This is a genomic window from Nonomuraea sp. NPDC046570 (assembly GCF_040645915.1).
Taxonomy (GTDB): Bacteria; Actinomycetota; Actinomycetes; order Streptosporangiales; family Streptosporangiaceae; genus Nonomuraea.
This window is the reverse complement of the sequence record NZ_JBEYZF010000010.1, coordinates 121,394-145,477: the sequence shown is the minus strand read 5'-3', so window position 1 is coordinate 145,477 and position 24,084 is coordinate 121,394. Positions and strand designations below refer to the sequence as shown.

Annotated in this window: 27 protein-coding genes, 2 tRNA genes, 1 other RNA gene and 2 pseudogenes; 15 read left to right on the top strand and 17 right to left on the bottom strand. The window is 68.8% G+C overall.

The genetic code is table 11. From position 1 onward, the window contains the following. Nucleotides 1-121 precede the first annotated feature (121 nt). Entirely contained in the window at nt 122-565 is a 444-nt protein-coding gene (locus ABZ911_RS18490) for a universal stress protein (RefSeq protein WP_358056664.1), read from the top strand. 45 nt (nt 566-610) lie between these two features. Here the strand turns inward: ABZ911_RS18490 and soxR are convergent. From soxR to ABZ911_RS18475, 3 genes and pseudogenes are all read right to left on the bottom strand, one after another. Next, nucleotides 611-1,054 (bottom strand): annotated as a pseudogene (gene soxR, locus ABZ911_RS18485) (redox-sensitive transcriptional activator SoxR); the annotation flags it as partial. 21 nt (nt 1,055-1,075) lie between these two features. After that, nucleotides 1,076-1,795 carry a metallophosphoesterase gene (locus ABZ911_RS18480; protein WP_358056662.1) on the bottom strand — a complete coding sequence of 240 codons (720 nt, stop codon included), beginning with the start codon at nt 1,793-1,795 and terminating at the stop codon, nt 1,076-1,078. 18 nt (nt 1,796-1,813) lie between these two features. Further along, nucleotides 1,814-2,254: an Lrp/AsnC family transcriptional regulator gene (locus ABZ911_RS18475; RefSeq protein WP_358056660.1), complete on the bottom strand. Its 441-nt coding sequence runs from the start codon at nt 2,252-2,254 to the stop codon at nt 1,814-1,816. Nucleotides 2,255-2,319: 65 nt separating this feature from the next. On the opposite strand from ABZ911_RS18475, the gene ABZ911_RS18470 reads away from it, so the two are divergent. Then, nucleotides 2,320-3,210: an SMP-30/gluconolactonase/LRE family protein gene (locus ABZ911_RS18470; RefSeq protein ID WP_358056658.1), complete on the top strand. Its 891-nt coding sequence runs from the start codon at nt 2,320-2,322 to the stop codon at nt 3,208-3,210. Between the two features lie 4 nt (nt 3,211-3,214). Here ABZ911_RS18470 and ABZ911_RS18465 read toward each other — a convergent pair whose 3' ends face one another. Further along, on the bottom strand, nt 3,215-3,712 hold the full coding sequence (locus ABZ911_RS18465; RefSeq protein WP_358056656.1) for a MarR family transcriptional regulator: 498 nt from the start codon (nt 3,710-3,712) through the stop codon (nt 3,215-3,217). A gap of 77 nt (nt 3,713-3,789) precedes the next feature. On the opposite strand from ABZ911_RS18465, the gene ABZ911_RS18460 reads away from it, so the two are divergent. Beyond that, entirely contained in the window at nt 3,790-4,722 is a 933-nt protein-coding gene (locus ABZ911_RS18460) for an EamA family transporter (RefSeq protein ID WP_358056654.1), read from the top strand. Nucleotides 4,723-4,802: 80 nt separating this feature from the next. On the opposite strand, the gene ABZ911_RS18455 is transcribed toward ABZ911_RS18460, so the two are convergent. Together ABZ911_RS18455 and ABZ911_RS18450 are read right to left on the bottom strand one after the other, a co-directional pair. Beyond that, nucleotides 4,803-5,537 (bottom strand): ABC transporter permease, encoded by a 735-nt coding sequence (locus tag ABZ911_RS18455; RefSeq protein ID WP_358056652.1) that lies wholly within the window; start codon nt 5,535-5,537, stop codon nt 4,803-4,805. Next, complete coding sequence (locus ABZ911_RS18450; RefSeq protein WP_358056650.1) at nt 5,534-6,451, bottom strand: ABC transporter ATP-binding protein; 918 nt, start codon at nt 6,449-6,451, stop codon at nt 5,534-5,536. Before ABZ911_RS18450 ends, ABZ911_RS18455 begins: the two co-directional genes overlap by 4 nt. A 132-nt stretch (nt 6,452-6,583) precedes the next feature. Between ABZ911_RS18450 and ABZ911_RS18445 the strand changes: the two genes are divergently transcribed. Together ABZ911_RS18445 and ABZ911_RS18440 are read left to right on the top strand one after the other, a co-directional pair. Continuing rightward, a complete protein-coding gene (locus ABZ911_RS18445; RefSeq protein ID WP_358056648.1) occupies nt 6,584-8,026 on the top strand; it encodes a histidine kinase in 1,443 nt (480 codons plus the stop codon). Then, nucleotides 8,020-8,679 (top strand): response regulator transcription factor, encoded by a 660-nt coding sequence (locus tag ABZ911_RS18440; RefSeq protein ID WP_358056646.1) that lies wholly within the window; start codon nt 8,020-8,022, stop codon nt 8,677-8,679. The genes ABZ911_RS18445 and ABZ911_RS18440 overlap by 7 nt, the downstream gene beginning before the upstream one ends. 25 nt (nt 8,680-8,704) lie before the next feature. Here ABZ911_RS18440 and ABZ911_RS18435 read toward each other — a convergent pair whose 3' ends face one another. Then, nucleotides 8,705-9,448, bottom strand: a complete 744-nt coding sequence (locus tag ABZ911_RS18435; RefSeq protein ID WP_358056644.1) for an NAD(P)H-binding protein — start codon at nt 9,446-9,448, stop codon at nt 8,705-8,707. Nucleotides 9,449-9,480: 32 nt separating this feature from the next. Between ABZ911_RS18435 and ABZ911_RS18430 the strand changes: the two genes are divergently transcribed. Both ABZ911_RS18430 and dnaN read left to right on the top strand, forming a co-directional pair. After that, nucleotides 9,481-9,594, top strand: coding sequence for an Rrf2 family transcriptional regulator (locus ABZ911_RS18430; RefSeq protein WP_358056884.1), 114 nt, complete (start codon nt 9,481-9,483; stop codon nt 9,592-9,594). Between the two features lie 121 nt (nt 9,595-9,715). Continuing rightward, nucleotides 9,716-10,813 carry a DNA polymerase III subunit beta gene (dnaN, locus tag ABZ911_RS18425; RefSeq protein ID WP_358056642.1) on the top strand — a complete coding sequence of 366 codons (1,098 nt, stop codon included), beginning with the start codon at nt 9,716-9,718 and terminating at the stop codon, nt 10,811-10,813. 102 nt (nt 10,814-10,915) lie between these two features. Here the strand turns inward: dnaN and ABZ911_RS18420 are convergent, their stop codons facing one another. The 5 genes from ABZ911_RS18420 to upp all read right to left on the bottom strand — a co-directional run bounded on the left by ABZ911_RS18420 (nt 10,916) and on the right by upp (nt 14,959). Continuing rightward, entirely contained in the window at nt 10,916-11,593 is a 678-nt protein-coding gene (locus tag ABZ911_RS18420) for a FadR/GntR family transcriptional regulator (protein ID WP_358056640.1), read from the bottom strand. A gap of 99 nt (nt 11,594-11,692) precedes the next feature. Continuing rightward, nucleotides 11,693-13,039, bottom strand: a complete 1,347-nt coding sequence (locus ABZ911_RS18415) for a helix-turn-helix domain-containing protein (RefSeq protein ID WP_358056638.1) — start codon at nt 13,037-13,039, stop codon at nt 11,693-11,695. Nucleotides 13,040-13,158: 119 nt separating this feature from the next. Further along, the gene (locus ABZ911_RS18410; protein ID WP_358056636.1) at nt 13,159-13,689 is read right to left on the bottom strand and encodes a PH domain-containing protein; all 531 of its coding nucleotides are present in this window, start codon (nt 13,687-13,689) and stop codon (nt 13,159-13,161) included. Between the two features lie 277 nt (nt 13,690-13,966). Continuing rightward, entirely contained in the window at nt 13,967-14,200 is a 234-nt protein-coding gene (locus tag ABZ911_RS18405) for a hypothetical protein (protein ID WP_358056634.1), read from the bottom strand. Nucleotides 14,201-14,320: 120 nt separating this feature from the next. After that, the gene (gene upp, locus ABZ911_RS18400) at nt 14,321-14,959 is read right to left on the bottom strand and encodes a uracil phosphoribosyltransferase (RefSeq protein ID WP_358056632.1); all 639 of its coding nucleotides are present in this window, start codon (nt 14,957-14,959) and stop codon (nt 14,321-14,323) included. 142 nt (nt 14,960-15,101) lie between these two features. Between upp and ABZ911_RS18395 the strand changes: the two genes are divergently transcribed. The 4 genes from ABZ911_RS18395 to ABZ911_RS18380 all read left to right on the top strand — a co-directional run bounded on the left by ABZ911_RS18395 (nt 15,102) and on the right by ABZ911_RS18380 (nt 16,659). Continuing rightward, on the top strand, nt 15,102-15,611 hold the full coding sequence (locus tag ABZ911_RS18395) for a tRNA adenosine deaminase-associated protein (RefSeq protein ID WP_358056630.1): 510 nt from the start codon (nt 15,102-15,104) through the stop codon (nt 15,609-15,611). 16 nt (nt 15,612-15,627) lie between these two features. Further along, the gene (locus tag ABZ911_RS18390) at nt 15,628-16,107 is read left to right on the top strand and encodes a tRNA adenosine deaminase-associated protein (RefSeq protein ID WP_358056628.1); all 480 of its coding nucleotides are present in this window, start codon (nt 15,628-15,630) and stop codon (nt 16,105-16,107) included. Continuing rightward, on the top strand, nt 16,104-16,559 hold the full coding sequence (tadA, locus tag ABZ911_RS18385; protein WP_358056626.1) for a tRNA adenosine(34) deaminase TadA: 456 nt from the start codon (nt 16,104-16,106) through the stop codon (nt 16,557-16,559). Before ABZ911_RS18390 ends, tadA begins: the two co-directional genes overlap by 4 nt. A gap of 10 nt (nt 16,560-16,569) precedes the next feature. After that, nucleotides 16,570-16,659 (top strand) — tRNA-Ser (locus ABZ911_RS18380). A 47-nt stretch (nt 16,660-16,706) separates the two neighbouring features. Here ABZ911_RS18380 and ABZ911_RS18375 read toward each other — a convergent pair. The 3 genes and pseudogenes from ABZ911_RS18375 to ABZ911_RS18365 all read right to left on the bottom strand — a co-directional run bounded on the left by ABZ911_RS18375 (nt 16,707) and on the right by ABZ911_RS18365 (nt 18,099). Next, a complete protein-coding gene (locus ABZ911_RS18375; protein ID WP_358056624.1) occupies nt 16,707-17,003 on the bottom strand; it encodes a type II toxin-antitoxin system VapB family antitoxin in 297 nt (98 codons plus the stop codon). A gap of 75 nt (nt 17,004-17,078) precedes the next feature. Continuing rightward, nucleotides 17,079-17,141 (bottom strand): annotated as a pseudogene (locus ABZ911_RS18370) (hypothetical protein); the annotation flags it as partial. 28 nt (nt 17,142-17,169) lie between these two features. Then, complete coding sequence (locus ABZ911_RS18365; RefSeq protein WP_358056622.1) at nt 17,170-18,099, bottom strand: neutral zinc metallopeptidase; 930 nt, start codon at nt 18,097-18,099, stop codon at nt 17,170-17,172. Nucleotides 18,100-18,229: 130 nt separating this feature from the next. Here ABZ911_RS18365 and ABZ911_RS18360 point away from each other — a divergent pair, with 130 nt between their 5' ends. Beyond that, complete coding sequence (locus ABZ911_RS18360; protein ID WP_358056620.1) at nt 18,230-18,859, top strand: LysE family translocator; 630 nt, start codon at nt 18,230-18,232, stop codon at nt 18,857-18,859. A gap of 71 nt (nt 18,860-18,930) precedes the next feature. On the opposite strand, the gene ABZ911_RS18355 is transcribed toward ABZ911_RS18360, so the two are convergent. Beyond that, nucleotides 18,931-19,018: transfer RNA gene (locus tag ABZ911_RS18355), tRNA-Ser, on the bottom strand. 83 nt (nt 19,019-19,101) lie between these two features. On the opposite strand from ABZ911_RS18355, the gene ffs reads away from it, so the two are divergent. Both ffs and ABZ911_RS18345 read left to right on the top strand, forming a co-directional pair. Next, an RNA gene (ffs, locus tag ABZ911_RS18350) (signal recognition particle sRNA small type) lies at nt 19,102-19,197 on the top strand. Nucleotides 19,198-19,227: 30 nt separating this feature from the next. After that, a complete protein-coding gene (locus ABZ911_RS18345) occupies nt 19,228-21,777 on the top strand; it encodes a DNA polymerase III subunit gamma and tau (protein ID WP_358056618.1) in 2,550 nt (849 codons plus the stop codon). A gap of 210 nt (nt 21,778-21,987) precedes the next feature. Here the strand turns inward: ABZ911_RS18345 and ABZ911_RS18340 are convergent, their stop codons facing one another. Then, nucleotides 21,988-23,409 (bottom strand): GAF domain-containing protein, encoded by a 1,422-nt coding sequence (locus ABZ911_RS18340; protein ID WP_358056616.1) that lies wholly within the window; start codon nt 23,407-23,409, stop codon nt 21,988-21,990. A gap of 323 nt (nt 23,410-23,732) precedes the next feature. Between ABZ911_RS18340 and ABZ911_RS18335 the strand changes: the two genes are divergently transcribed. Further along, nucleotides 23,733-24,083, top strand: coding sequence for a YbaB/EbfC family nucleoid-associated protein (locus ABZ911_RS18335; RefSeq protein WP_358056614.1), 351 nt, complete (start codon nt 23,733-23,735; stop codon nt 24,081-24,083). The last annotated feature ends 1 nt before the right edge of the window (nt 24,084 follow it).

Sequence of the window (24,084 nt, the reverse complement as noted above, 5' to 3'; positions counted from 1 at the left end):
CACCCGACCGGGACGGGCCGCGACTGGTTTTCCCGCTGTGACACATCAGACAGCCCGGACCGGAATCCCCGCTGATCATTCCGGCGCTGCACGGGGTGAGTACAGCGAAGGGACACCGATCATGACCATCCTCATCGCCTACGACGGCTCCGCCGACGCCCGCCACGCGATCGAGTTCGCCGCCAAGCACCTCGCCCCCGCGCCGACCGTCGTCGTCACCGTGTGGGAGCCGCTCATCGTCCAGCTCGCCAGGCACGCGGTCGGCTACCTGGTGCCCGACGAGAACCCCGACGCCGCGAAGAGCCAGGCGGAACAGCTCGCCAGGCAGGGCGCCGAGCTGGCCGCCACCGCCGGAATGCCCGACGTCACCTACCGCGCGGTGGCCGACCGGACGTCGATCTGGCAGGCGATCGTGGACACCGCCGACGAGGTCGACGCGTCACTCGTGATCAGCGGATCCCGGGGGCTGGCAGGGGTGCGGTCGGTCCTGCTCGGCAGCGTCTCCAACCACATCCTGCACCACGCCCACCGACCCACCCTGATCGTCCCGCCGCCCGCTCGCTGAGGATTCCGTCCGGCACGGGCCGCCGGGCGGGGCCAGGCGGGTGTCGATCCGCCTGGCCCCCGGCCCGTCGTCGCCGAGGCGGTCACGCGGGTTGGCCAGCGCGCACCGGTCCAGGGACAGGCAGCCGCAGCCGATGCAGTCGGTGAGGTCGTCGCGCAGCCGCAGCATCTGCTCGATCCGGTCGTCCAGCTCACTGCGCCATGCCTCCGACAGCCTGGCCCAGTCGCTGCGGTTGGGGGTGCGTTTGTCCGGCAGTTCGGCGAGGGCTTCCTTGATGGTCTTGAGGGGGATGCCGATGCGTTGCGCCAGCCGTACGAAGGCGACCCGTCGCAGGGTGTCGCGGGTGAAGCGGCGCTGGTTGCCCGCCGTGCGACGGCTGGCGATCAAGCCCTTGGCCTCGTAGAAGTGCAGGGCCGATACCGCCACGCCGCTCCGCTCGGAGAGCTGGCCGACGGTCAGCTCCTTGGAGTTCCATGCGACCTGGGTCATGACCACAAGCTTAGTTGAGGTTTACCGAACCGGGCGGAAGTGGGTCACCAGGCTCTCGCCGTCGAACCGGTGCAGGGCGAAGGCGGGCGGCAGGTCGTAGGTGACGGGGAAGTAGTCGGCGCACTCCGTCGTGGTCAGCGCGGTCGAGACGACCCCGGGGGCGACGACGAGCGGGCGTCCGGCGAAGCTGCTGACCGCGCCCGTGTGCGCGTGGCCCGCGAGCACCGCGACCACGTGCGGGTGCCGCTCCAGCAGCTTCCCGAGCCGGTCGGGGGCACCGAGGCGGATCTCGTCGACGTACGGGATGCCCAGCTCGACCGGCGGGTGGTGCATGCCGACGAAGGCCGGGACGTCGGGCCGCTCGGCGAGCACCTCGTCGAGCCAGGCCAGCGTCTCGTCGGCCAGATACCCGTCGGGGCGGCCGGCGATGCTGGAGTCGGCGAGCGCGAGCGTCACCGTGTCGAGGCGTAGCACCTGGTTGACCGGCCCGAGGAACTTCTCGAACTCGGCCCGCGCGTCATGGTTCCCCGGGCACACGATCAACGGCACGTCCGTACGCAGCAGCTCGCGGGCGACCTCGTACTCCTCGACCAGCGCGTGATCGGCGATGTCCCCGGTCACCAGGATCGCGTCGAGCCGCCCGGGCAGCGCGGCGAGGTGCCGCATCACCCGCTCCGCCCGCTCGGCACTCTCGTCCGACCCGCCGATGTGAATGTCACTGACCTGCGCAAAGATCACCATGGAGTCACGATAGCCAGGTCAGGCCTCGACATGTATGGCACGCTCGAAGAAGCTCTCCAGCACCACGATGGTCTGCGTGCCCGTCACCCCCTCCACCGCGAACAGGCGCCGAAGCACCTCCTGCAGCTCCTTTGTGGTCGCCGTACGCACTTTGACCAGCACCGACGCCGGTCCCGCGATCACATGGGCCTCCTCGACCGAGGGGATCGCCGCGAGCGCCAGCGCCGTGTCGCCCATCCAGGTGCTGCCGTTGACCATGACGTAGGCCAGCACGCCGCGATCCACCGCGGCCGGATCCACCTCCACGGTCGTACGCCGGATCACCCCGCGCTCGCGCAGCTTGCGCACCCGCTCGTGCGCGGCCCCACCGGACAGCCCCACCGCCTTGCCGAGCGCGGAGTACGGCTGGGTCGCGTCCTCCTGGAGCAGCCTGATCAAAGTCCTGTCAACGTCATCCATATCCGTATCATATTTGGCAGATCAACGATTTGACCAAACCACATCCTGTGATATTTGCTTCAACCATGACGAACACCATTGCCACAGAGTTCGAGGTCCTGGACGAGCGCTTCGCCGGATTGGGCGGCGACAACAGGACCGAGGTGCTCTACGTCGGCACGCGCTGGGCCGAAGGCCCCGTGTACTTCCCCGCCGGACGATTCCTCGTGTGGAGCGACATCCCCAACGACCGGATGCTGCGCTGGGACGAGACGACCGGCGCCGTCGGCACCTTCCGGCAGCCCGCCGGGTACACCAACGGCAACACCCGTGATGCCCAGGGCCGCCTCGTGTCATGCGAACAGGGCGACCGGCGGGTGAGCCGGACCGAGCACGACGGGTCCATCACCGTCATCGCCTCGCACTGGCAGGGGAAGCGACTCAACAGCCCGAACGACGTGGTGGTGAAGTCCGACGGTTCGATCTGGTTCACCGACCCGCCGTACGGCATCACCAGCGACTACGAGGGGCACCGGGCCGAGCAGGAGATCGACGGCTGCCACGTGTACCGCGTCGACCCCGTGTCCGGGGAGGTGGACATCGTCGCCGACGACTTCATCCGGCCGAACGGCCTGGCCTTCTCCTTGGACGAGAAGCAGCTGTACGTCGTGGACAGCCGACGCAACCACCTGCGCGTCTTCGACGTCGACGACGACGGGAAGCTGTCGGGAGGCAAGGTTCTGGCTGAGAACAAGACGGGCAACTTCGATGGCATCCGTCTCGACCTCTCCGGCCGGATCTGGGCGGCGGCGGGCGACGGCGTGCACTGCCTGGACCCTGACGGCACCCTCCTCAGCAAGCTCAAGCTCCCCGAAGTGACCTCCAACCTGGTCTTCGGCGGCCCCAAGCGCAACCGCCTCTTCGTCACCGCCTCCTCCTCTCTGTACTCCCTCTTCCTCAACGTCACCGGCGCCTAGCCCGTCAGTCGGCGGAGTCGCCGAGCGACTCCAAAAGACCTCGAAGTACGTCGGCGAGGGCATCCCGCTGGCTGCCGGTGAGCGTGGCGAGCACGCGGTTCTCGGTGTCGACATGGTCAGGCAGAGCTCGGTCGATCAGCGCGAGCCCCTCGGCGGTGAGCGCGACGAGCACGACCCGCCCATCCGTCTCACTGGGAGTACGGGTCACCAGACCGCGAGCCTCCAGACGATCGAGACGCTGGGTGATGGCCCCCGAAGTCACCATGGACGTCCGCATCAGCTCAGCAGGCGTCAGTTGGTGCCGCGCCCCACTGCGGCGCAGGGTCGCGAGTACGTCGAACGACGCGGCATCGAGCCCGTGCGCACTGAAGGTACGGCGCAGCTCACCGTCGATAAGCCGCGAGAGCCTCGACAACCGCCCGATCACCGCCATCGGCGATACATCCAGGTCGGGGCGCTGCTCACCCCACTGCTCCAGCACACGATCGACGTGATCCCCCACCGGTCCACCCTAGCCGATGTCTTAGCGGTGAGATACATCACTGCCAAAATCCCTTAGCGCTGAGATATGTTGTCTTAGTGCTAAGCAATCAAGCCAGGACCGTCATGGTGACCGCACTGGCGCCCGCCATCTGGGGAACCACCTATTTCGTCACCACCGAGTACCTCCCGCCCGACCGCCCCCTCCTGGCCGCGGTGGTACGCGCCCTCCCCGCCGGCCTCCTCCTCGTCCTTCTCACCCGACGCCTGCCACAAGGCGTGTGGTGGTGGCGCGCATTCGTCCTCGGTGCCCTCAACATCGGCGTCTTCTTCGCCCTGCTCTTCATCGCCGCCTACCGCCTGCCCGGCGGCGTCGCCGCGACCGTCGGCGCGGTACAGCCACTCCTCGTCGCCCTCCTGGCTTCCGGCCTCCTCGCCGAGCGACTCTCGCTGCGCACCACGATCGCCGCCATCGCGGGTGTGGCGGGCGTCAGCCTGCTCGTCCTCCGCGCGGACGCACGCCTGGACGCCCTCGGCATCGCCGCCGCACTCGGCGGCGCGGTCGTCATGGCCACCGGAGTCGTCCTCAGCAAACGCTGGCCCTCACCCGCCCCCCTGCTCGCCACCACCGGCTGGCAACTCGTCGCCGGCGGCCTCCTCCTGCTCCCGGTCACCCTCCTCGTCGAAGGTCCCCCACCCTCAACACTCACCCCCACGAACCTGGCCGGATACGCCTACCTCACGATCATCGGCTCCGCCCTCGCCTACACCCTCTGGTTCCGCGGCATCCGCGCCCTTTCTCCCACCAATGTCACCTTCCTCGGCCTCCTCAGTCCCTTGGTGGCCACCGCACTCGGCTGGCTGGCCCTCCACCAGGCCCTCACCCCAGCCCAAGCCCTAGGCGGACTAATCGTCCTCGCCGCCCTCATAGCCCCCCAAACCCACAAACCCAAACGACCGCCGCACCCCACCACCGATCAAATCCCCACACCACCGATCGAGGTCGGCCCCCGCGCCGACCAGCGACAGTGACAAACCAACCCAGGGACACGCCAGCCTGCCGTACCCGGAAAGAGGAGGTTGTGAAGAGCTGCGGCTGTTCGACCGGCGGGTTACTCCCAGCGGAACAGGCGGACGGCTAGGCCGCCGAACACGAGCAGGGCCACTGACACCACCAGGACGTGCGTCAGTTGAGGGGCGTTGCCCGCCCAGGTGTCGCGCATGGTCTGAGCGAACGGCCCCGCCACGGAGTAGTCGCCGATGATGCGCATGACATCGGGCATGCTCTCGCGAGGAATCCACATGCCGCCCACGAACATCAACGGGAACATCACCAAGGAACCCACCCCCGAAGCAGTCTTCCCGTTGGGAACCAGCGCTGAGAGCACCAGCCCCATGGCGAGCAGGGCCGCAGAACCGAGCAGGAACATCAGCACGAATCCCAGAAACTGCTTGGGTACGGCGGTGCCCAGCACAAGTCGCCCCAGCACGATGATCAAGGTGGTCGTGATGATGCCGGTGACCCAGCTGACCACCAGTTGCGCACCCAGCACCCGCGCGGGTCCTACGGGAGTGGTGGACATGCGGCGCAGAATCCCCTGCTCGCGGTAGGAGGCAAGGAATCCCGGCAGCACGCTGAACGCGAGCGTCATCATCGCCAGCATGGTCATCATCGCGGGCATATGCGTGTCGTTGACGCTCTCCCCACCCAGCGCGGGATCGGCTTTGGAGAAGCCGGGCATGCTCCCCAGGATCAGCAACAGGCCGAGAGGCAGGCCGATCGTGAACAGCATGGCCGGCCATTCGCGCAGGTGGAGCTTGGTCTCGACGATCAGGATCTTCTTCATGCGGTCTCCTCGGAGAGGCTGCGGCCGGTGAGGGCGACGAAGGCGTCATCGAGTGAGGCCTGCTCGAGGCGCAGTTCATGCGGGATGATCTGGGCGTGGGCGAGGGTCATGGTGACCACCTGAGCGAGGTTGCCGGTGCCGGTGACCAGGATCTGCCCGCCGTTCCTGCTGACCGTGGCGACCTCCGGCAGGGCCAGCAGGACACTGTCGTCAATCGGGCCCGACGGCCTGAACCTGAGCCGCTGCTCGCTGTCGACCTGGGCGACGAGTCCCGCCGGGGTGTCGATCGCGGCGACCCTGCCCGCGTCGATCAGCGCGACCCTGTCGCACAGCCGCTCGGCCTCTTCCATGAAGTGCGTGACCAGGACGATCGTCACGCCGGAGTCGCGCACCTGCTCGACCAGCTCCCAGGTGTTCCTGCGGGCCTGCGGGTCGAGGCCGGTGGTCAGCTCGTCGAGTACGGCGACGCGTGGATTGCCGACCAGGGCGAGCGCCACGGACAGCCGTTGCCGCTGACCGCCGGAGAGCTTGCCGAACAAGGTGTCGCGCTTGTCGGTGAGCCCGACCCTGTCGAGCAGCTCACGCCAGTCGGCCGGCTTGGCGTAGAAGGAGGCGTAGAGGTCCAGGGCCTCCCAAACCTTGATCTTCTCCGGCAGGTGGGAACTCTGGAGCTGTACGCCAAGGATCTCCCTGACACCGTTCCGGTCAGCCTGGGGATCGAGACCGGCCACCCGCACAGTGCCTCCGTCGGGTACGCGTAGTCCTGCGACGCACTCGACCGTGGTCGTCTTCCCGGCGCCGTTGGGGCCGAGGACGCCGAAGATCTCGCCTTCGTCCACGGCGAATGAGACGTCGGCTACCGCCACGTGGTCGCGGTAGCGTTTGTGGAGGTGCTCTACCTCGATGACCTTCATGGTGACGACGCTAGAGACGCCGGCTGTCAGCGAGAATCCCGCTGCGTGCAGACTTGGGGTGTACCTAGGTACACCCCGGAACGGGTCCCACCAGGAGTGACCCCACAGCCTCGATCCCGCACACTAGGTGGCATGCTACGCAAGGTCGGACGGGGGCTCGTGATCCTCGCAATGATCACCGTCGAGCTGCCGCTGATTCTGGCCACGGCGCTCACGCTGATCCTGGCGTTCGGCCTCGGTCTCGTGCCTCTCTATCCCCCGCTCGTGCGTCTGGTGAGACGGACCGCCGGCGTCACCCGCCGCCAGGTGACCAAGTGGTGCGGAGTAGAGATCGAGGATCCGTACCTTCCTCCGCCACCCCCACCGATTCCACAGGCCGACGGCCTCTACCGATACGACCGCACCCTGTACAAAACGCCGCGAATCCCGATGTGGAACGCGCGCTGGAAGTGGATGTTCGCCGATCCGGCGACCTGGCGCGACTTCCTCTGGCTGTTACTCGACCCGCTGGTGAAGCTCGCGCTCGCGCTCCCGTTCTTGTTCCTGGCTCCCCACGCGCTCCACGCCTACGGCAAATGGGCGGCTTTCTTGCTCGCGCCCACGGCCAAGAGCAAGCTGGTCGGCCAGGTCGTCCGGCTCAACGTGGTGCGCTCCCAGGCTGTCGACTCGCAGGCCGCCGAGATGAGGCGGATCGAGCGAGACCTGCACGACGGCGCCCAAGCCCGGCTGGTCGCGCTCGGCCTCACCCTCGGGGCGGTCGACCAACTGGTCGACACGAATCCCGTCGCGGCCAAGGCTCTGCTGAACAAGGCCATGGAGACGTCGAGTGAGGCGTTGGCGGAGCTGCGCAGGGTGGTTCGCGGCATCCATCCACCCGTCCTCGCCGAGCGAGGGATCGGCGACGCGGTACGGGCGCTGGCTCTCGACAGCCCCCTCAAAGTGACCGTGGAGCTGGACCTGCCGCACCGCCCGCAACCGCCTGTGGAGGCGGCGATCTATTTCGCGGTCAGTGAGCTGCTGTCCAACGCCGCCAGGCATGGCAGTGCGGATCAGGTGACCATCGACATCAGTCACAGGGGACGTATGCTCTGCGTCACGGTCATGGACGACGGGCTTGGCGGGGCGGATCCCTCCAAGGGCAGCGGCCTGCGCGGCATCGAACGCCGACTCGCCGCCTTCGACGGAGTGATCGCGCTGATGAGCCCTCCCGGAGGGCCCACCACAGTCAGTATGTCCGTCCCGGACGCCCTGCCTGAGGAGTATGCCGGGGGCAGCAGCCGCCTGCCACGCTGGAAGAGCGCGATCGTGGTCGTGGGCTGGTCACTTGGCTGGTTGCCGCTCTTCCCTCAAGGCGTGGTGGCCGGCGTCTTCAAGGCCTTCAACATCGATGAACACGAGAAGGCCTGGTTCCTCGCCCTGTACCTCTCACCTCCGTGGCAGTGGCCGACGATCATCCTGATGATGTGCCTGGGCGTGGCGATGTACGGCGCCGCCCTCTACATTCCTCTCCAGCATTCCGCCGAACGTTGGATGGCAGAAGCACACCCCCGACGACCATGGTTCGAGAAATGCTGAATCGCGTACTGATCGCTGAAGATCTCTACCTCCTCCGCGACGGGCTCGTCCACCTGCTCCAAGCACACGGTTTCACCGTCGTCGGCGCGGTGGAGAGCGGCCCCGATCTCCACCAGGCACTGATCGAACTCCGCCCAGACGTCTCCATCGTGGACGTACGGTTACCGCCGACCTTCACCGACGAGGGCCTGCAGGCCGCCCTGGCGGCGCGCAAAGTGGTGCCCGGACTGCCCATCCTCGTGCTGTCCCAGCACGTGGAGCAGCTCTACGCACGCGAACTGCTCGCCGATGGCTCCGGCGCGATCGGATACCTGCTGAAGGACCGGGTCTTCAACGCCGAGCAGTTCATCGACGCCGTTCGGCGAGTGGCCGAAGGAGGCACCATGATGGACCCGGAGGTCATCGCCAAACTGCTGGCCAGCAACGCCCGCCACGAACCGCTGGGAAGGCTCACCCCGCGCGAGCGAGAAGTCCTGGAAGCCATGGCAGAAGGCCGCTCCAACGCGGCGATCGCCCAACGGCTCTACCTCAGCGACAGCGCGGTCGCCAAACACACGGCCAGCATCTTCGCCAAGCTCGACCTGGCCCCCTCGGACGACGACAACCGCAGAGTCCTGGCAGTCCTCACCTACCTCAACGCCGCAAGCCGCTAACCGAGCCCCGGTCCCTGGGTTGGCTCTATCGCTGTTCCGCGAGCCACTCGTCGAAGGTGGTCGGCGTGATGCGGGCGCTCTCGCCGGGCAGCAGCACATTGCCGGCCATCGCCGGGCCGAACACTGTCGACCAGGTCGGCACGAGCTTCACCACATGGCCGCGTGCCTCGTTGGTGCGCCGGGCCATGTCCACCAGGTCCTGCGGTTCCGGCCCGGCGACATCGACGTATCGTCCCTGCGGCTCGCCCACCGCGATCTCGGCGAGGACGTCGGCCACGTCCGCGGGCGCGATCGGCTGCACGAGCAGCGGCGCGATCGTGGCGACACCGTCCTGCTCGGTCCAGCTCGCCACCATCGCCGCGAAGTCGTGGAACTGTGTGGCCGGGACGATCGTCCACGGCACCGGCCCCTCGGCCACCAGGCGCTCCTGCTCCCGTTTGCCGGCGTGGTGCGCGTTGCCCTCGATGTGATCGACCCCGACGATCGAGAGCAGCACATGGTGACGGACACCGGCTCGCTCCTCGGCGGCGAGCAGGTTCCGCGTGGCGGTGCCGAAGTAGGCCACCGTCTCGGCCCGGCCGGTCACCGGTGCGCTGGTCGCGTCGACGACCGCCTCGACGCCGGCCAGGGCGTCGTCGAGCCCGTCACCGGTTGACAGGTCCACGCCAAGCGAGCGGCTGATGCGCACGACGTCGTGCCCGTCCCGTTCGAGGGCGGCGACGGTGAGGGCGCCGATATTCCCGGTCGCGCCGGCAATGGCGATCCGCATGATGACCTCTCCTTCTCTCACTACGACGCTATCTGCTGGCCGCGACCACGGGTCCGCGGGGCGGGTTCCGGCTCGCGCGGCCCGCCTCCGAGATCACGATGCTGCAGATCGTCGAGGCGGTCGACGGCACGTCCTCGCCGTACTGACGGATCGATGACCTGGTCGGTGGGAGTGGGGTTTGTGAGGGGAGCTTGAGAGTGAGTGCTCTGTTTGTCGGTTGCGCAGGCTACCTTTCTGGTGAGGGTTGGGCGACGAAGGGTGGAGCTGGTGAAGTTCCGGGTTGACCGCGATGTGCTGGCTGACGCGGTGGCGTGGGCGGCCAGGGTTCTGCCGACTCGGCCGGCGGCTCCCGTGCTCTCAGGGCTGCTGCTGGAGGCGGGCGACGAGCTGAGCCTTTCCGCCTTCGACTACGACGTTTCCGCACAGGCCAGGATCGAGGCCGAGGTGGCGGAGCCGGGTCAGGTGCTGATTCCCGGGCGGTTGCTAGCGGAGATCAGCAGAAGCCTGCCCCAGGCGCCCGTCGACATCGTCACCGACGGCGCCGAAGCGGTGCTGACCTGCGGCAGTGCGGAGTTCGGGCTGGTCACCATGCCGGTGGAGGACTTCCCGACGCTGCCGCAGATGCCGCCGAGCATCGGGGCGGTCGGCGGTGGAGTGTTCGCGAGTGCGGTTGGGCAGGTCGCTCCCGCCGCGAGCCGTGACGACACGCTTCCCATGCTGACCGGCATCAGGGTCGACATCGAGGGCGACTCGGTGTCCATGGCCGCCACCGACCGCTACCGCATCGCCGCCCGCGACTTCGTCTGGCGTCCGGAGCGTCCTGACACGGCGGTTTCCGCCATGGTGCCCGCGCGCGTGATGGTCGAGGTGGCCAAGTCACTGCGCGGGGGCGAGGTGTCGATCGCCATGGGCGACGGCGTGGCCGGGTTCGAGAGCGTCGGGCGCAGTACGACCGTGCGGCTGCTGGACGAGCAGTTCATCGACTACAAGACGAGGTTGTCGGCCGAGTGGTCGCTGCGGGCCGATGTACGGGTGGCCCCCTTCATCGACGCGATCAAGCGCGTCGCTCTGGTCGCCGAGCGCAACACCGCGATCCGGCTGTCCTTCACCCAGGGGCAGGTGCTGATCCAGGCGGGTGGGGGTGACATCGGGCGCGGCGCTGAGGTGCTCGAGTGTGAGCTGCGCGGGGACGACATCCAGATCGCCTTCCAGTCCCAGTTCCTGCTTGACGGTCTGACCGGGATCGAGACGGAGTCGGTCAGGCTCAACATGGAGTCACCGACCCGCCCTGCCTTGATCACCGACGTTCCCGGCGACGCGGCTCCCGCGTTCCGGTACCTCGTGATGTCTCTCCGTCTTTCTTGACACGCCCTCCGGCGTGAAGGCCGAAGACCCAGCCTGGCCAGGGCAGATGCCCAGCCAGGGCCAGAGGGACGCGGAAGTTGTGAGGCACCCCAGGAGGGGGAGTTAGTCCTGGTCGGTGAGGGCGATCAGGATGTGTTCCATGCAGGCGTGGCCGGCGCGTTCCGCTGCTGCCGCGTCGCCCGCCGCGATGGCCCGCGCAATCGCGTCATGAGGAATGTACGACTTGTTCAGCGAGGTCCCAGCCGCCGTGATGCTCGCCCGCAACGCCGTCGAGAAGTCCTCGTACAGATCGATGAGCACCAGGTTGTGCGTGGCGTGTACGACCGCCATGTGGAACGCGAGGTCGGACTCGACGAACGCCTCAGGCTCTCCCGCCTCCCAGGCGCTGTCCCGCTCCGCCAGCCGGGCCTCGATCAGCTTGACGTCCTCGTCGGTGCGCCGGGTGGCCGCCAGGCGGGCGGACTCGACTTCGAGCGCGCGCCGTACTTCGAGGATTTCGAGTTGTTCGGCTTGGCGGAGCCGGCGCAGCATGGCGCCGGACAGCTCGCTGGTGGCGCGGACGTAGGTGCCGTCGCCCTGGCGGCATTCGAGCAGGCCGGCGTGGGTGAGGGCGCGCACCGCCTCGCGGACGGTGTTGCGGCCCACGCCCAGCTGCTCGGCCAGGACGGTTTCCGTCGGGATCTTGCCGTGCATCTGCCACGAACCTGAGGTGATCTGCTCTTTGAGCTGATCGATCACCTGGTCGACGAGCGAAGCTCGCTGCGCCGTACGCAGACTCACAGTCTGCCTCCTCCGGGGAAACCAATCATCCTATGAGTCAATGACTGGTCGACCCTAATTATTCCAGACACGAAAACACAAGTCTGGAGCTCCAGGAGGTCAGTGCGACACGCTGGCGTCGGTCGCCACTCCCGCCATCGCCGAACGCACACCTGCGGCCTCGAGAGCTCTACGATACGCGGCGGTCTGTTCCTTCCGGACACCCGCCTGGCCGTACAGATCGCCGAGAGAACGCCAGGCCATGGCGGCCTGACGGTCGGTGCCGTAGATGGGGTCGTTGAGCGATTCGAGCAGGCCGCGGGCGGCTTGGAGGTGACCGGCGGCCTCGGTGCCACCGCCCATGAGGGCGGCTTCGGCGAGCACGAGGTGCGCGGTGATCGGACCGGTGCCCTTGGCGTCGTGCAGCAGGTCGGCGGCGGAGTTCGCGAGTTCGGTCGCCTGGGCCGTCTCGCCGCTCCGCAGCTTCACATGCGCGTGCACGATCAGGCTCTCGCCCAGCTCGTGGCCGGCCTCGGAGAAGGTGGCGAAGACCTGGCGGGCCGCCGTCGCGAGCTCCTCGGCCTCGTCCACGGAGGAGACCGCGAGCCGTGCCCAGCCCATGGCGATCCTGGCCAGCTGCAGGGTCAGCCTGGCGGGCCGGCCTGCGGCGATGGCGTCGTCGGCGAGCCTGACGGCCAGCGCCGAGTCCTCGCCCGTGGCGGCCACCACGCTGGCCTTCCACAGGGCGTGGACCTCAGCGGAACGGTCCATTGGCTCAGGGATGCCACTGGCGGCCAGCACCTGACGCACGTAGTCGAGCTCCGCGGAGGCCTTGTCGTGCTCGCTGCGCGTCTCCATCAGGGCGGCGGCCAGGTCGACGGCGATCTCACCCTGGGTGACGGACAGCCTGGCGGCCTGCTCCAGGGCGCGCAGGCCCAGGTCGCGGGCGCGCAGCCGGTCGCCGGCGCGCTGGTAGCAGCGGCACAGCGCCACGGTCAGCGGCAGGTCGGCGAGCCGCTCGGGGTGCGCGGCGGCCTCGCGGCGCAGGCGTTCGTACGCCTCGACGGCGGGGCCGAGCTTGCCCTGGGCTTCGAGGGCGCGGGCCCTGCCGAGCCGGGCGTGCGCGGCGAGCAGCGCGTTCTCCTCGCCGGCGGCCTTGACGATCTCGGTGAAGCGGTCCGCGGCCAGGGTGGGGTCACCGTGGCGCAGCTCCAGCTCCGCGTGTCGCAGGCCGAGCTCGGTGTCGATGCGCTGTCTGGGTTCGATCCCATGTAGCAGGAACTCGGTGGTGCATCCGAGCCGCTCGGCGAGCAGGCGGGCGACCACCGGAGTCGGCGTGCGCTTGCCCGACTCGATGAGCGAGACATAACTGTCCGACAGGTCGGGTCCGGCCAGTTGGGCCTGGGACATCCGCCTGTTCAGCCGCAGTCCGCGGACGCGGTCACCGATGGTTCCCTGACTCGGCATCTCATCTCTCAGGGCGGGGAAGGGTCAACACCTCGTCATGATTGCATGAAGCAGCCGAATCGGGTATCCCCACCAGAAGAATCTGGTGGGGATCTCTTCACAGGTTGGACATCAAGGGATTAATCATCCCCATCGTCCTTGCCGGGGAAAAGCATCTGGCAGACCTCGAGATAAAGCGTCTCGGGGTACGGGATGTACTCCACGGTCGACAGGGCCTGGTCCTGTCCCGCCGACTCGAGGATGAACTCGCCGTAACCGAGCAAGCGGCCGAGCAGTGAGCGCTGGAAGCTCATGTCGGTGACCTTGCCCAGGGGCATCATCGCGACCTTGCGCGTGATCAGCCCGGTGGTCAGCAGCATGCGCTTCGAGGTCACCACGAAGTAGTCGACCGACCACTCCGCGACCTTCCACACGAAACGGATCAACAGCAGCAGCCAGAGCCACCACACGACGACGAGAGCGGTACCACCACCCTGATCGCCGAAGAACTTGCTGAGCAGTCCCGCGACGATCAGGCCGCCGAAGACCTCGGCGACCGGACGCAGGAGTACGGCCGGGTGGCGCCGCACCATGATGACCTGGTGTTCGTGGGGGAGTAGGTAGCGGTTGACCGACGACGGAGCAGAGTCCCCGTGGGTCACAAGTCTCATGCGAGGTTGTTGAAGAATTGAGCTAGCGAGTCGGCCGCGTTGAACACTGAGTCGAACGCCCCCCGTACGACGTCCGCCGCATCCGATGGTCGCGCGAAGAGGTAGTACGCGACAAACGCGATACCACCATAGGTGAGGACCTTTTTGACCTGCACTGTCGCCTCCACTACCACTTACCCACTACACCCGCCGTATACATTACCCACCGAGGTGGCTGGGTAAAGCGCAACAGACCACGACATGTCTCGCGCGTCGCGGAGGTGGGTTCCGACCTTGATTAACCGCGATCGCTCGCGACCAGCGCGAGGACGTGAAGGTGCTTACGGGCGATGCGTTCGACCAGCCCTGGATGGGCGTAGCCGGTCACCTCGAGCGCACCGTAGTGCGCCGCCTCCACGCATCGGGTGACCGTGGCCGCGGAATGGACCCCGGTGAACTCGTCCCTGAGGGCGCTTTCGACCTCCGCATAGGGACGCGGATCCGCTCCTGGTCTCTCGTCTCGCTCGCTCATGCTGCTCCCTGACGTGCATCCCCCCAAAAGGGACGCTGAAGAGATGCCTTCGTTACTCTTCGTACCCACGCCGGAACAGTATGTAACGAGAGTGGAGGTTCAGGGGAGGAAAAGAGGTGATCAGACGACGCCGTAGAGACGGTCTCCCGCGTCCCCGAGGCCGGGAACGATGTAGCCGTTCTCGTTCAGGCGCTCGTCAAGCGCGGCCGTGACCACTCTGACCGGCTTGCCGGAGCCCGCGAAGACCTTGTCCATGTACGCCAGGCCCTCGGGCGCGGCCAGCAGGCAGAGCGCGGTGACGTCTTCGGCGCCGCGGCCGAGCAGGAACTGGATCGCCGCCGCCAGCGTGCCGCCGGTGGCCAGCATCGGGTCGACGACGTAGCACTGGCGGCCGGACAGATCGTCGGGCAGCCGGGTGGCGTAGGTCTCGGCCTGCAGCGTCGACTCGTTGCGGATCATGCCGAGGAACCCGACCTCGGCCGTCGGCAGCAGCCTGGTCATGCCGTCCAGCATGCCGAGGCCGGCCCGCAGGATGGGGACGACCAGCGGGTACGGCCGCGCGAGCCGTACACCGTGGGCCTCGGCGACCGGGGTCTGCACGGTCACGTCCGTGACCCGGACGTCTCGCGTGGCCTCGTAGGCCAGGAGCGTCACCAGTTCGTCCGCGAGCCGCCTGAAGGTGGGCGAGTCGGTGCGGACGTCACGAAGCGCGGTGAGCTTGTGCGCGACGAGGGGGTGATCGACGACGAGGGTCTGCATAAGGGACAACGCTATCTTGTCTGGTAGGTACCGGCACGTCGCGTACTTGGATTTGATCACAATTTGGTCGGAGGGGCCTACGCTCAGTGGACGCTTCTGAAAGCATTGAGGGCCGGAGAGGCCACGTCGGGTGGAGTGGACGATGACAGACGAAGACGCGCTCGACTTCGCCATCGTGGTCTATCGAGAGGACGAGTGCTGGGACGCGGAGCCCTTGCCCGTCGCGTTGACCTCCGACCTTCACGGACTGATCCACGCGCTCCGGCAGCAGCCCAGCGAAAGCGGGACGATTGGCCTCACCGCCGTGGGGGATGACTTCTTCGTGGCACTGCGGGTCCTCGGCGAGCGGGTCGACGTCTTCCTGTCCGACATCGCCGCCTCCTGGCACTATCCGCTGGCCCAGCAGGTCCTCGACTACCTGGACGTGCCGGTCCCCGACGAGGACGAGTTGGACGAGATCCTGCCCGGCGAGGAGGACGTGCTCCCCGTGGGCGACCTGTCGATCTTCGTCGACCTCGGCCTGGACGAGATGGAGCTCGCCATCCTGTCCGCGGACGTCACGCTTCCTCCGGAGGACGTGCTGTCCAGCATCGCCGCACGGCTCGGCTTCTCCGAGCCCTTTGAACGCGCCATCGACTCGGTCTACGGCTGATCTCGGGAGCACGGCCATGCCCTCACCCATGACCTTCTCGGCCGCATTCGTCCGGACACCCGACGGGTGGAGCGGGGCCGAGGTCGACCTGGACGCCGCCGAGATCGTCGACGACTTCGGCGACGCCGTACAGGAGAGCCTCGGTCTGGCCGGTGACGAGTTGGCGTTGTTGTGCGTCGAGGTGGAGGACGAATGGTTCGCCATCGTCCGATACCGGGGCGACGACGAGCCGCGGGTGTTCCTGTCCGACGCGCAGGCGGGCCTCACCGACCCGCTGGGCGAGCTGTTCGCCGAGTTCGCGGGCGTCGCCCCCGACAAGGACACCCCCGACCTGGGAGTACGGCCCGCAGGCGACTTCGAGCTGCTCAGCGACCTCGGCGTGAGCAAGGAGGAGCTGCTCGAACTCAGCATGGAAGAGGGCGTGCACCCCGCCGACATCCTCTCGGTGATCGCCGAGCGGCTCGCCTTCGCCGACGAGCTCGACCGGCTTCGATGACCTTCGAGCCGGCCATGCGGCTCGCGCTGGCCGAGGCGGGCAGGGCGGCGGGCCGGGGTGAGGTGCCGGTGGGGGCGGTCGTCCTCGGCGCCTCCGGCGAGGTGCTCGCCGCGGCCGGCAACGACCGCGAGGCGAGCGCCGACCCGACCGCGCACGCGGAGGTGCTCGCGCTCCGCCAGGCGGCCAGGGACCTGGGCGGATGGCGGCTGAGCGGCTGCACGCTGGTGGTCACGCTGGAGCCGTGCACGATGTGCGCGGGGGCGGCGGTTCTGGCCAGGGTCGACCGGATCGTCTACGGAGCGGTGGACGAGAAGGGCGGGGCCGTCGGCTCTCTGTGGGACGTGGTCAGGGACCGGCGGCTGAACCACCGGCCCGAAGTGATCATGGGGGTGCTCGCCGGGGAGTGCTCCGCCGTACTAAAGGAGTTCTTCGGTACTCGGCGGATCCGGTAAGCTCGTGCGCGGTGGTGTCGCGTAGTGGCCGAGCGCGCACGCCTCGAAAGCGTGTGATGGGGCAACTCATCCGTGGGTTCAAATCCCACCACCACCGCCACACGAAAAGGGAGCCGCGACAGCGGCTCCCTTTTCCGTCTCTCTATGTCAGTTGGGTAGCTCCAGCACCCGCGCGTGCAGGATGGAGCGCTGGTGCAGGGCCGCGCGGAGCGCGCGGTGCAGGCCGTCCTCCAGGTAGAGCTCGCCCTGCCACTGCACCACATGCGGGAACAGGTCGCCGTAGAACGTGGAGTCGGCGGCGAGCAGGGAGTGCAGGTCGAGCATGGCCTTGGTGGTGACCAGGGAGTCGAGCCGGACCTGCCGCGGTGGGATCTGCGCCCATTCGCGATGGGTCAGACCGTGTTCGGGATAAGGGCGTCCGTCGCCGACCAGCTTGAAGATCACCCCATCGATTTTAGGAGAGTTTCCGCATCCTCGCGCTGCCGGCGGCCCTTGGCCCCGCTTCCCGAAGGTGTCGCACGAGGCCGGATCGCCGCTGCCGTAGCCGGTCTGGAACCAGGTGACCCGTTGTAGAGAAGTCCCGTGGGTGAATGCCCCGGAGTCCCTGCCCTTAGATCGAACCGCTGAAGGTGTCGCAGCGCTTGGGGTCGCCGCTCTCGTAGCCGACGGTGAACCACTTCTCCCGCTGCCGCGAGGTGCCGTGGGTGAAGGCGTCGGGGGTGACCCGGCCCCGCGTGCGCCGCTGGATGCTGTCGTCGCCCACCGCCGCCGCCGCGCTCAGCGCCTGGTCGATGTCGGCCTGGGTGAACGGCTCGCTGTAGAACCCGGTGTCCACCGCCTGCTTGGCCCACACGCCCGCGTAGCAGTCGGCCTGCAGCTCCAGCCGTACGGCGCCGCTGGTGGCGCCCTGGCGGTCCTGGCCGACCCGGTTCATGGTGCCGAGCAGGTTCTGCGCGTGGTGACCGTACTCGTGCGCGATCACATAAGCCTGCGCGAACGGCCCGCCCTGCGCGCCGAAGTCCCGCTGGAGCGTGTCGAAGAACGCCAGGTCCAGGTACACCTTGCGGTCGCCGGGGCAGTAGAACGGCCCGACCGCCGAGTCCGCGGCGCCGCACGCGGTGCTGACCGCCCGCGAGAACAGCACGGTCCTGGCCGGACTGTACGGCTTGCCGCCGCGCTCCTGGAAGGCCCGCGTCCAGTAGGACTGGATGCTGTTCACCGTGCCGACGATGCGGCAGTCCTCCGACTGGTCGGCGTCCGCGCCCGTCTTGCAGCGGGCCGCCAGGTTGCCGCTCGGCGAGGCCTGCGCCGTCGGCGCCCCCTGCTGCTGCTCGCTGTCGCCGGTGAACGGGGTCGGCACGATCCTGAACACGAACAGCGCCGCCACGGCCAGCACCAGCAGCAGACACCCGCCGCCCTTGCCGCCGATCGGCAGCGAGCACCCGCTGGGCATCCGGCCGCCGCCCCGAGGCTCCCGACCGCCCGCTCGGACGTCCTCGACCTGGGATGGATCGAGTTTGGCGTCGTCGTCGAACTGCATGTCTGGCGTCCCCCTCCGCCTGGACATCGGGCAGAGGGGATCATCCCCGTGTAGGGGGTCGAATACGCACCGTAGTGGTGGAATAGATCTGCGGACGGGGTTGGCTGTCCTCGACATGAATGCTGCCGGCATGCTCGGAATCGCCTTGGTCTCGCTCGGCATGGTGCTCACGCCGGGCCCGAACATGATCTACCTGGTGTCCCGGTCGCTGACTCAGGGGCCACGCGCGGGGATGATCTCGTTGGCGGGGGTCGCGCTCGGATTCACCGTGTACCTGACCGCCACCTGCCTCGGGCTGACCGCCGTCTTCGCGCTCGTGCCCGCCGCGTACACCGGGCTGAAGCTCGCCGGCGCCGCCTACCTGCTGTGGCTGGCGTGGAAGATGCTCAAGCCGGGCGGAGTCTCCGTCTTCGAGACGCGTGAACTGGAGCCCGAGCCGGCGCGACGGCTGTTCGGCATGGGGCTGTTCACCTGCCTGCTGAACCCCAAGATCGCGATTCTCTACCTGTCACTGCTGCCGCAGTTCATCGACCCCGCGGCCGGGAACGTCCTGCTGCAGAGCCTGGCGCTCGGCTCGGTGCAGATCGCCGTCGGGACCGTGGTGAACGGCCTGATCGCGCTGTCGGCGGGCTCGCTGGCGGCCTTCCTGCTCCGCAAGCCGGTGTGGCTGCGGATCCAGCGGTACGTCACCGGGACCGTGCTCGGCGGCATGGCCATCTCACTGGCCACCGACCGGTCGCGAGCCATGATCACGGCGTAGTGGGCAGGGCGTCTATACCGCCCCGAACGCCAGAAAGGGCGGACCGTGATCACGGTCCGCCCTTTCTGAACTGGCGGAGGATAGGAGATTTGAACTCCTGATGGGTTGCCCCATACACGCTTTCCAAGCGTGCGCGCTCGGCCACTACGCGAATCCTCCGTCGAGAAGCCTACCGGACTCCGGACGGAGAAGTGACAGTCATTTAGCGGCAGCGAGCACTGCGATCCGGGGCTAGACTGTCGAAGGACCCCTCGCGCGGCGTCATCCTGTGAACCTCCCCAGGGCCGGAAGGCAGCAAGGATAAGCGGGCTCTGGCGGGTGTGCGGGGGGTCTCTTCGTTTCAAGCCCCTCGCAGGCGGGATGGTCGTATGAGTCTTGCGCTCTACCGCAAGTACCGACCCGGCACCTTTGCGGAGGTCAAGGGCCAGGAGCATGTCACCGATCCCTTGAGGCAGGCGCTGCGGACCGGCCGTATCAACCACGCCTTCCTGTTCAGCGGCCCGCGCGGATGTGGCAAGACCTCCAGCGCGCGCATCCTCGCGAGAAGCCTGAACTGCGAGAAGGGGCCGACGCCCGATCCGTGCGGAGAGTGCGATTCCTGCGTGGCGCTCGCCCCGACGGGCCCCGGGCACCTTGACGTGATCGAGATCGACGCCGCCTCCCATGGTGGTGTCGACGACGCGCGCGACCTGCGCGAGCGGGCCTTCTTCGCCCCGGTGTCCGCGCGCTACAAGATCTACATCATCGACGAGGCGCACATGGTGACCCGCGAGGGTTTCAACGCGCTGCTCAAGCTCGTCGAGGAGCCTCCGCCGCACCTGAAGTTCATCTTCGCGACGACCGAGCCCGAGAAGGTCATCGGCACGATCAAGTCGCGCACGCACCACTATCCGTTCCGGCTGATGCCGCCCGCGACGCTCAAGGCGCTGATGGAGGAGATCCTCTCCGCCGAGAGCGTCCCGTTCGAGCCGGCCGCGCTGCCGCTGGTCGTACGCGCGGGCGCGGGCTCGGCGCGTGACTCACTGTCCATCCTCGACCAGCTCCTCGCGGGCGCCGAGGACGACGGCATCACCTACGCCAAGGCCGTCTCGCTGCTCGGCTACACCGACGGCGACCTACTCGACGAGGTGGTGGGCGCGTTCGCCGCCCGCGACGGCGCCCAGGTCTTCCACACGCTGAACCGGGTGATCGAGGGCGGCCACGACCCCCGCCGGTTCGCCGCCGACCTGCTCGAACGCTTCCGCGACCTGGTGATCCTCGCGAACGTCCCCGAGGCGGCCACCAGCGGCCTGCTCGACCGGCCGGCCGACGAACTCGACCGGCTGGTGGGCCAGGCGGCGTCGATGGGCCCCGCGGAGCTGACCCGCGCGGCCGAGGTGTTCAACGCCGGGCTCACCGAGATGCGCGGCGCCACCTCACCCCGCCTGCTGCTGGAACTGATGTGCGCCCGCGTCCTGCTCCCCGCCGCCACCCAGGACGAGAGCTCCCTACTGACCCGCCTCGAACGCCTGGAACGCGGCGGCGTCGTAGCCCAACTGGCCCGCCCCTCCACACTCCCCCAAACCCCTCCATACGGTACGGCTAGCGCCGCCCCTGCCTCGCCTGCCCCTTCTCCGTCCGCGCCTTCGTCCCCCCCACCCGCTTCCTCCCCGACGGCCTCTTCCACAGCCGGTTCTTCGTCGGGCGGCTCTTCGCAGGGCAGTCCTTCACAGGGCGGTTCCTCGCAAGGGGCCGACGACTGGCCGGAGACCGTTCGGCCGGGAGCTCCGGAGGCTGGGCCGGGTGCTGCGGCGCAGGCGGCTCAGCCTCAGGCCGCCGCTTCGCCCGCCCCCGTTCACGCTCCCGCGACCGGGCCGTCAGGGACGTCGGGGCTGCAGCAGCAGTGGCCCGCTGTGCTGGCCGCGCTCAAGCAGCGCAGCATCGTGGTCTGGGCGAACGTCAACACCAACGCCCAGTTGGTCGGCGTCGAGGGGAACCTGGTCACGCTCGGGTTCAGCCAGGTCGGCGCGATGAAGAACTTCACCGGCGGCGGCAAGGACGCCGTGGTGGCCAGTGCGCTCGGCGACGTGCTCGGCGGCACCTGGCGAGTCGAAGCGGTTGTCGGCGGCGCCCCCGGCCACCAGGGCGCTGCCCGCGCCCCCCAGGGGCCTCCGTCTCGGCCCACGTCCCCCGGCCAGCCCTCAGGTCCTGCTCACGGGCACACCGGCCCGGCACAAGGCCAGCCGGGTGGAGCCCCAGGCGGCACCAACGGTTCGACGGCCGGTGGTCCAGGATCTGGTGGTCCCGGGGGCGGGAATCAGGGGTTCGGTACCCAAGAGGCCAGCGGCCAGGCGGCCGGGGGTCACGGGGTTGGTGCCCAAGGGGCTGGCGGTCAGGGGTTTGGTGCCCAGGGGACCGGTGGTCATGGGCAGGGCGGCTCGGGGCAGGCGGCCGGCCTGGGGCAGGATGCGGCTGCCGGGCAAGGAGCGGCTGGCGCGCAGGCAGGTCAGGGACAGGCTGGGGAAGCGGCCCGGCAGTGGGGTGGCGAGGCCCAGGAGGGTTCCGGATCAGCAGGAGGCGCAGGGGAGAGGCAGGTCACGGACGAGTCCTGGCCCACCGCGCCCGACGATCCCGACCCAGGGGTTCCGCCTTCGCCCAGCCCGGCGCAGGCGAGCCCCCGAGCTGCTGCCCCCAGCGCCGCGAGGGCGGCGGCCAGATCGGCCGCTCACGCGGCGGCCCAGGCAGGACCGCGCACCGGGCGGCAGAACGGCGGCACGGCCGGATGGCCCGAAGCGATCCCCGGCCGCCAGAAGGGCCCCGAGTCCGACGAGGTCGACCCACTGAACGACGCGGACGCCGACGTGGACGCACTCAGCGGCATGGCCCTACTCCAACGCGAACTGGGCGCTCAGGTCATCGGCGAAATCGACCACACCTGAGTCGGACACCGCGAGCCTCACACATCTGAGCTGGACTGCGAGCTCAAGGTTTGTCGGGTGGCGTTTGTGGACCGTTCCATGTGCGCTTGAGGAGCGTGGCCCTGGAGGGGCGCCGGCCACGTGCGGAGGGTGGCGGGAGGGTGGGCTTGCCGTACAGAAGACGAGGTGTGCAGGTGGAGGAAGGGGGCTTGTTGTGGAGAGGGGATGGGGTTAGTCGGAGAGTAGGCGGATGCGGGCGGCGGCGGCGCGGTGGTCGGCGGGGGGAAGGGAGGCGGTGACGCGTTCGAGGACCTGGAGGTCGGTGCGGCCGTTGGCGGTCTGGGCGTAGATCCACAAGTCGTCGGGGGAGCCGCTGCGCAGCAGCCGGGCGCGGACCTGGACTTCGAGTTCGTCGCGTTCCCTGCGGATCTCCGGCGACTCCGAGCGGGGCAGCAGCGGCCCGGTGTACGCGCGGGCCAGGGCCGCCGGGTCGTGCCCGCCCAGCAGCCGCTTCAGCTCCAGGAAGTCGGCTTCGACCGGCGCGGCGAGGTGGTACGGCTTGGCGGCGATGGCCTGCCCGAGCTGGGCCCGCAGCCGGTGGATCTCGGCCCGGATGGTCACGGGGTTGCCGTCGTCGCCGTACAGGTAGAAGGAGAGCTGTTCGGCGGTGAGCCCGCGCGGGTTGAGCGCGAGCAGGGCGAGGATCTCGGCGTGGCGCAGCGACAGCGTCAGGTGCTGGTCGCCGAGACGGACGGTCGGCTGGCCGTCGCCGAGCAGGCTGAGCCTGAGCGCGGCGGGTTCGTCGCAGTCGGCGGCGCGCAGCAGGAAGCCGTCGTAGAACGCGTCCAGACGCCCCGTGCGGCCGTTGGGCAGGCTGACCCGCCCTCCGGGTGGGGGCAGGTGGATGCGGCTGCCGAGCGCGCCTGCGGCGTCGCCGGCGATGATCCGGCCGGTCGCGGTGACCAGGACGCCGGAGTTCCGCCTGAGCGAGTCGTACCGGAGCCGCAGCAGCATGTCCCGCTCGTGCATGCGCAGGGCGAGGTGGCTCTCGGCGAGCCGGGCGGCGGCGCCGACGAGGGCGACGGTGGCGGGGTGCAGGGCGGGGGAGGTGCCGCTGACGTCGACGCAGCCGAGGGCGTCGCCGGTGTCCGGGTCGATGATCGGCGCGCCGCTGCACGACCACACGTGCAGCGCTTTGACCAGGTGCTCCTCGGAGAAGACGCTGACGGGTGTGCGGGCGGCGAGCGCGGTGCCGATGCCGTTGGTGCCGACGGAGCGCTCCGCCCACTGGAACCCGTCGGTGAGCCTGACCATGTCCGCGCTGCTCATGGTGGCGTGGTTGCCGTCGCGCCACAGGATTCGGCCCTCGGCGTCGGTCACGATCATGACGAGGCCGGTCTCGTCGGTGACGCCGTGCAGGGTCTCGGCCAGCAGCGGCAGCAGGGGGGCGAGCGGGTGGGCGGCGCGTTCGTCGCCGAGGCGGGAGGCGTCGAAGACGAGGGGGGCGGTGCTGGCGTCCGGGTCGACGCCCGCGTCCATGGATCGTCTCCAGGACGCTGAGATGAGGGCTCGCGGCGTTCCGCCGTCCGTCACCGCCGCCTCGTGTGTGGGTCGCGGGCGGCGGGAGTAGGCGGCGAGGTCGGCGTTACTCATCAGCCACTCCCAGTAGTCAGCGTATGGGCGAAGCATCCGGGCTGGGGGTGGCTTCGCGCAACCCGTTCGGGGGATTGCGCAGGGTGATTGAGCGAACGCAACGTGTGTGCAACGTCGGGGTGGATACCTTGACGGGACACGTCGGCATGGTGCGGCCGCTCCGGTCGGCGTGCGTGGCCGGGTCCTGGACGCTGGAGGGGGGCCGGGACCCGGCCAAGAGCATCGGCGGCGCCAAAACACCTGCTCCCGCCCGTGCATGACAGCGCTCAAACACCGTAGGCTCGTGGAAGTCACGGACGCGGAGCTACGAGGAGCGCACGACGGTGAACCCAGGGGATGTCAATCTGCAGCAGTTGCTGGAGCAGGCCCAGCTCATGCAGCAACAGCTCGTGAGCGCCCAGCAGGAGCTCAGTGAGGCGCAGATCGAGGGCTCGGCCGGGGGCGGCCTGGTCAGGGCTCTCGTCAACGGTTCGGGCGAGTTGCTGGAGCTCAAAATCGACCCGAGTGTGATCGACGCGAGCGACCCGCAGGACACGGCGGAGACGATCGCGGATCTGACCATCGCGGCCGTCCGCGACGCCGTCCGCGCGGCCGCCGACCTCCAGCAGGAGAAACTCGGGCCGCTCGCGCAGGGGCTCGGCGGCGGCGGCCTCGGTCAGCTACCGGGGTTCTAGG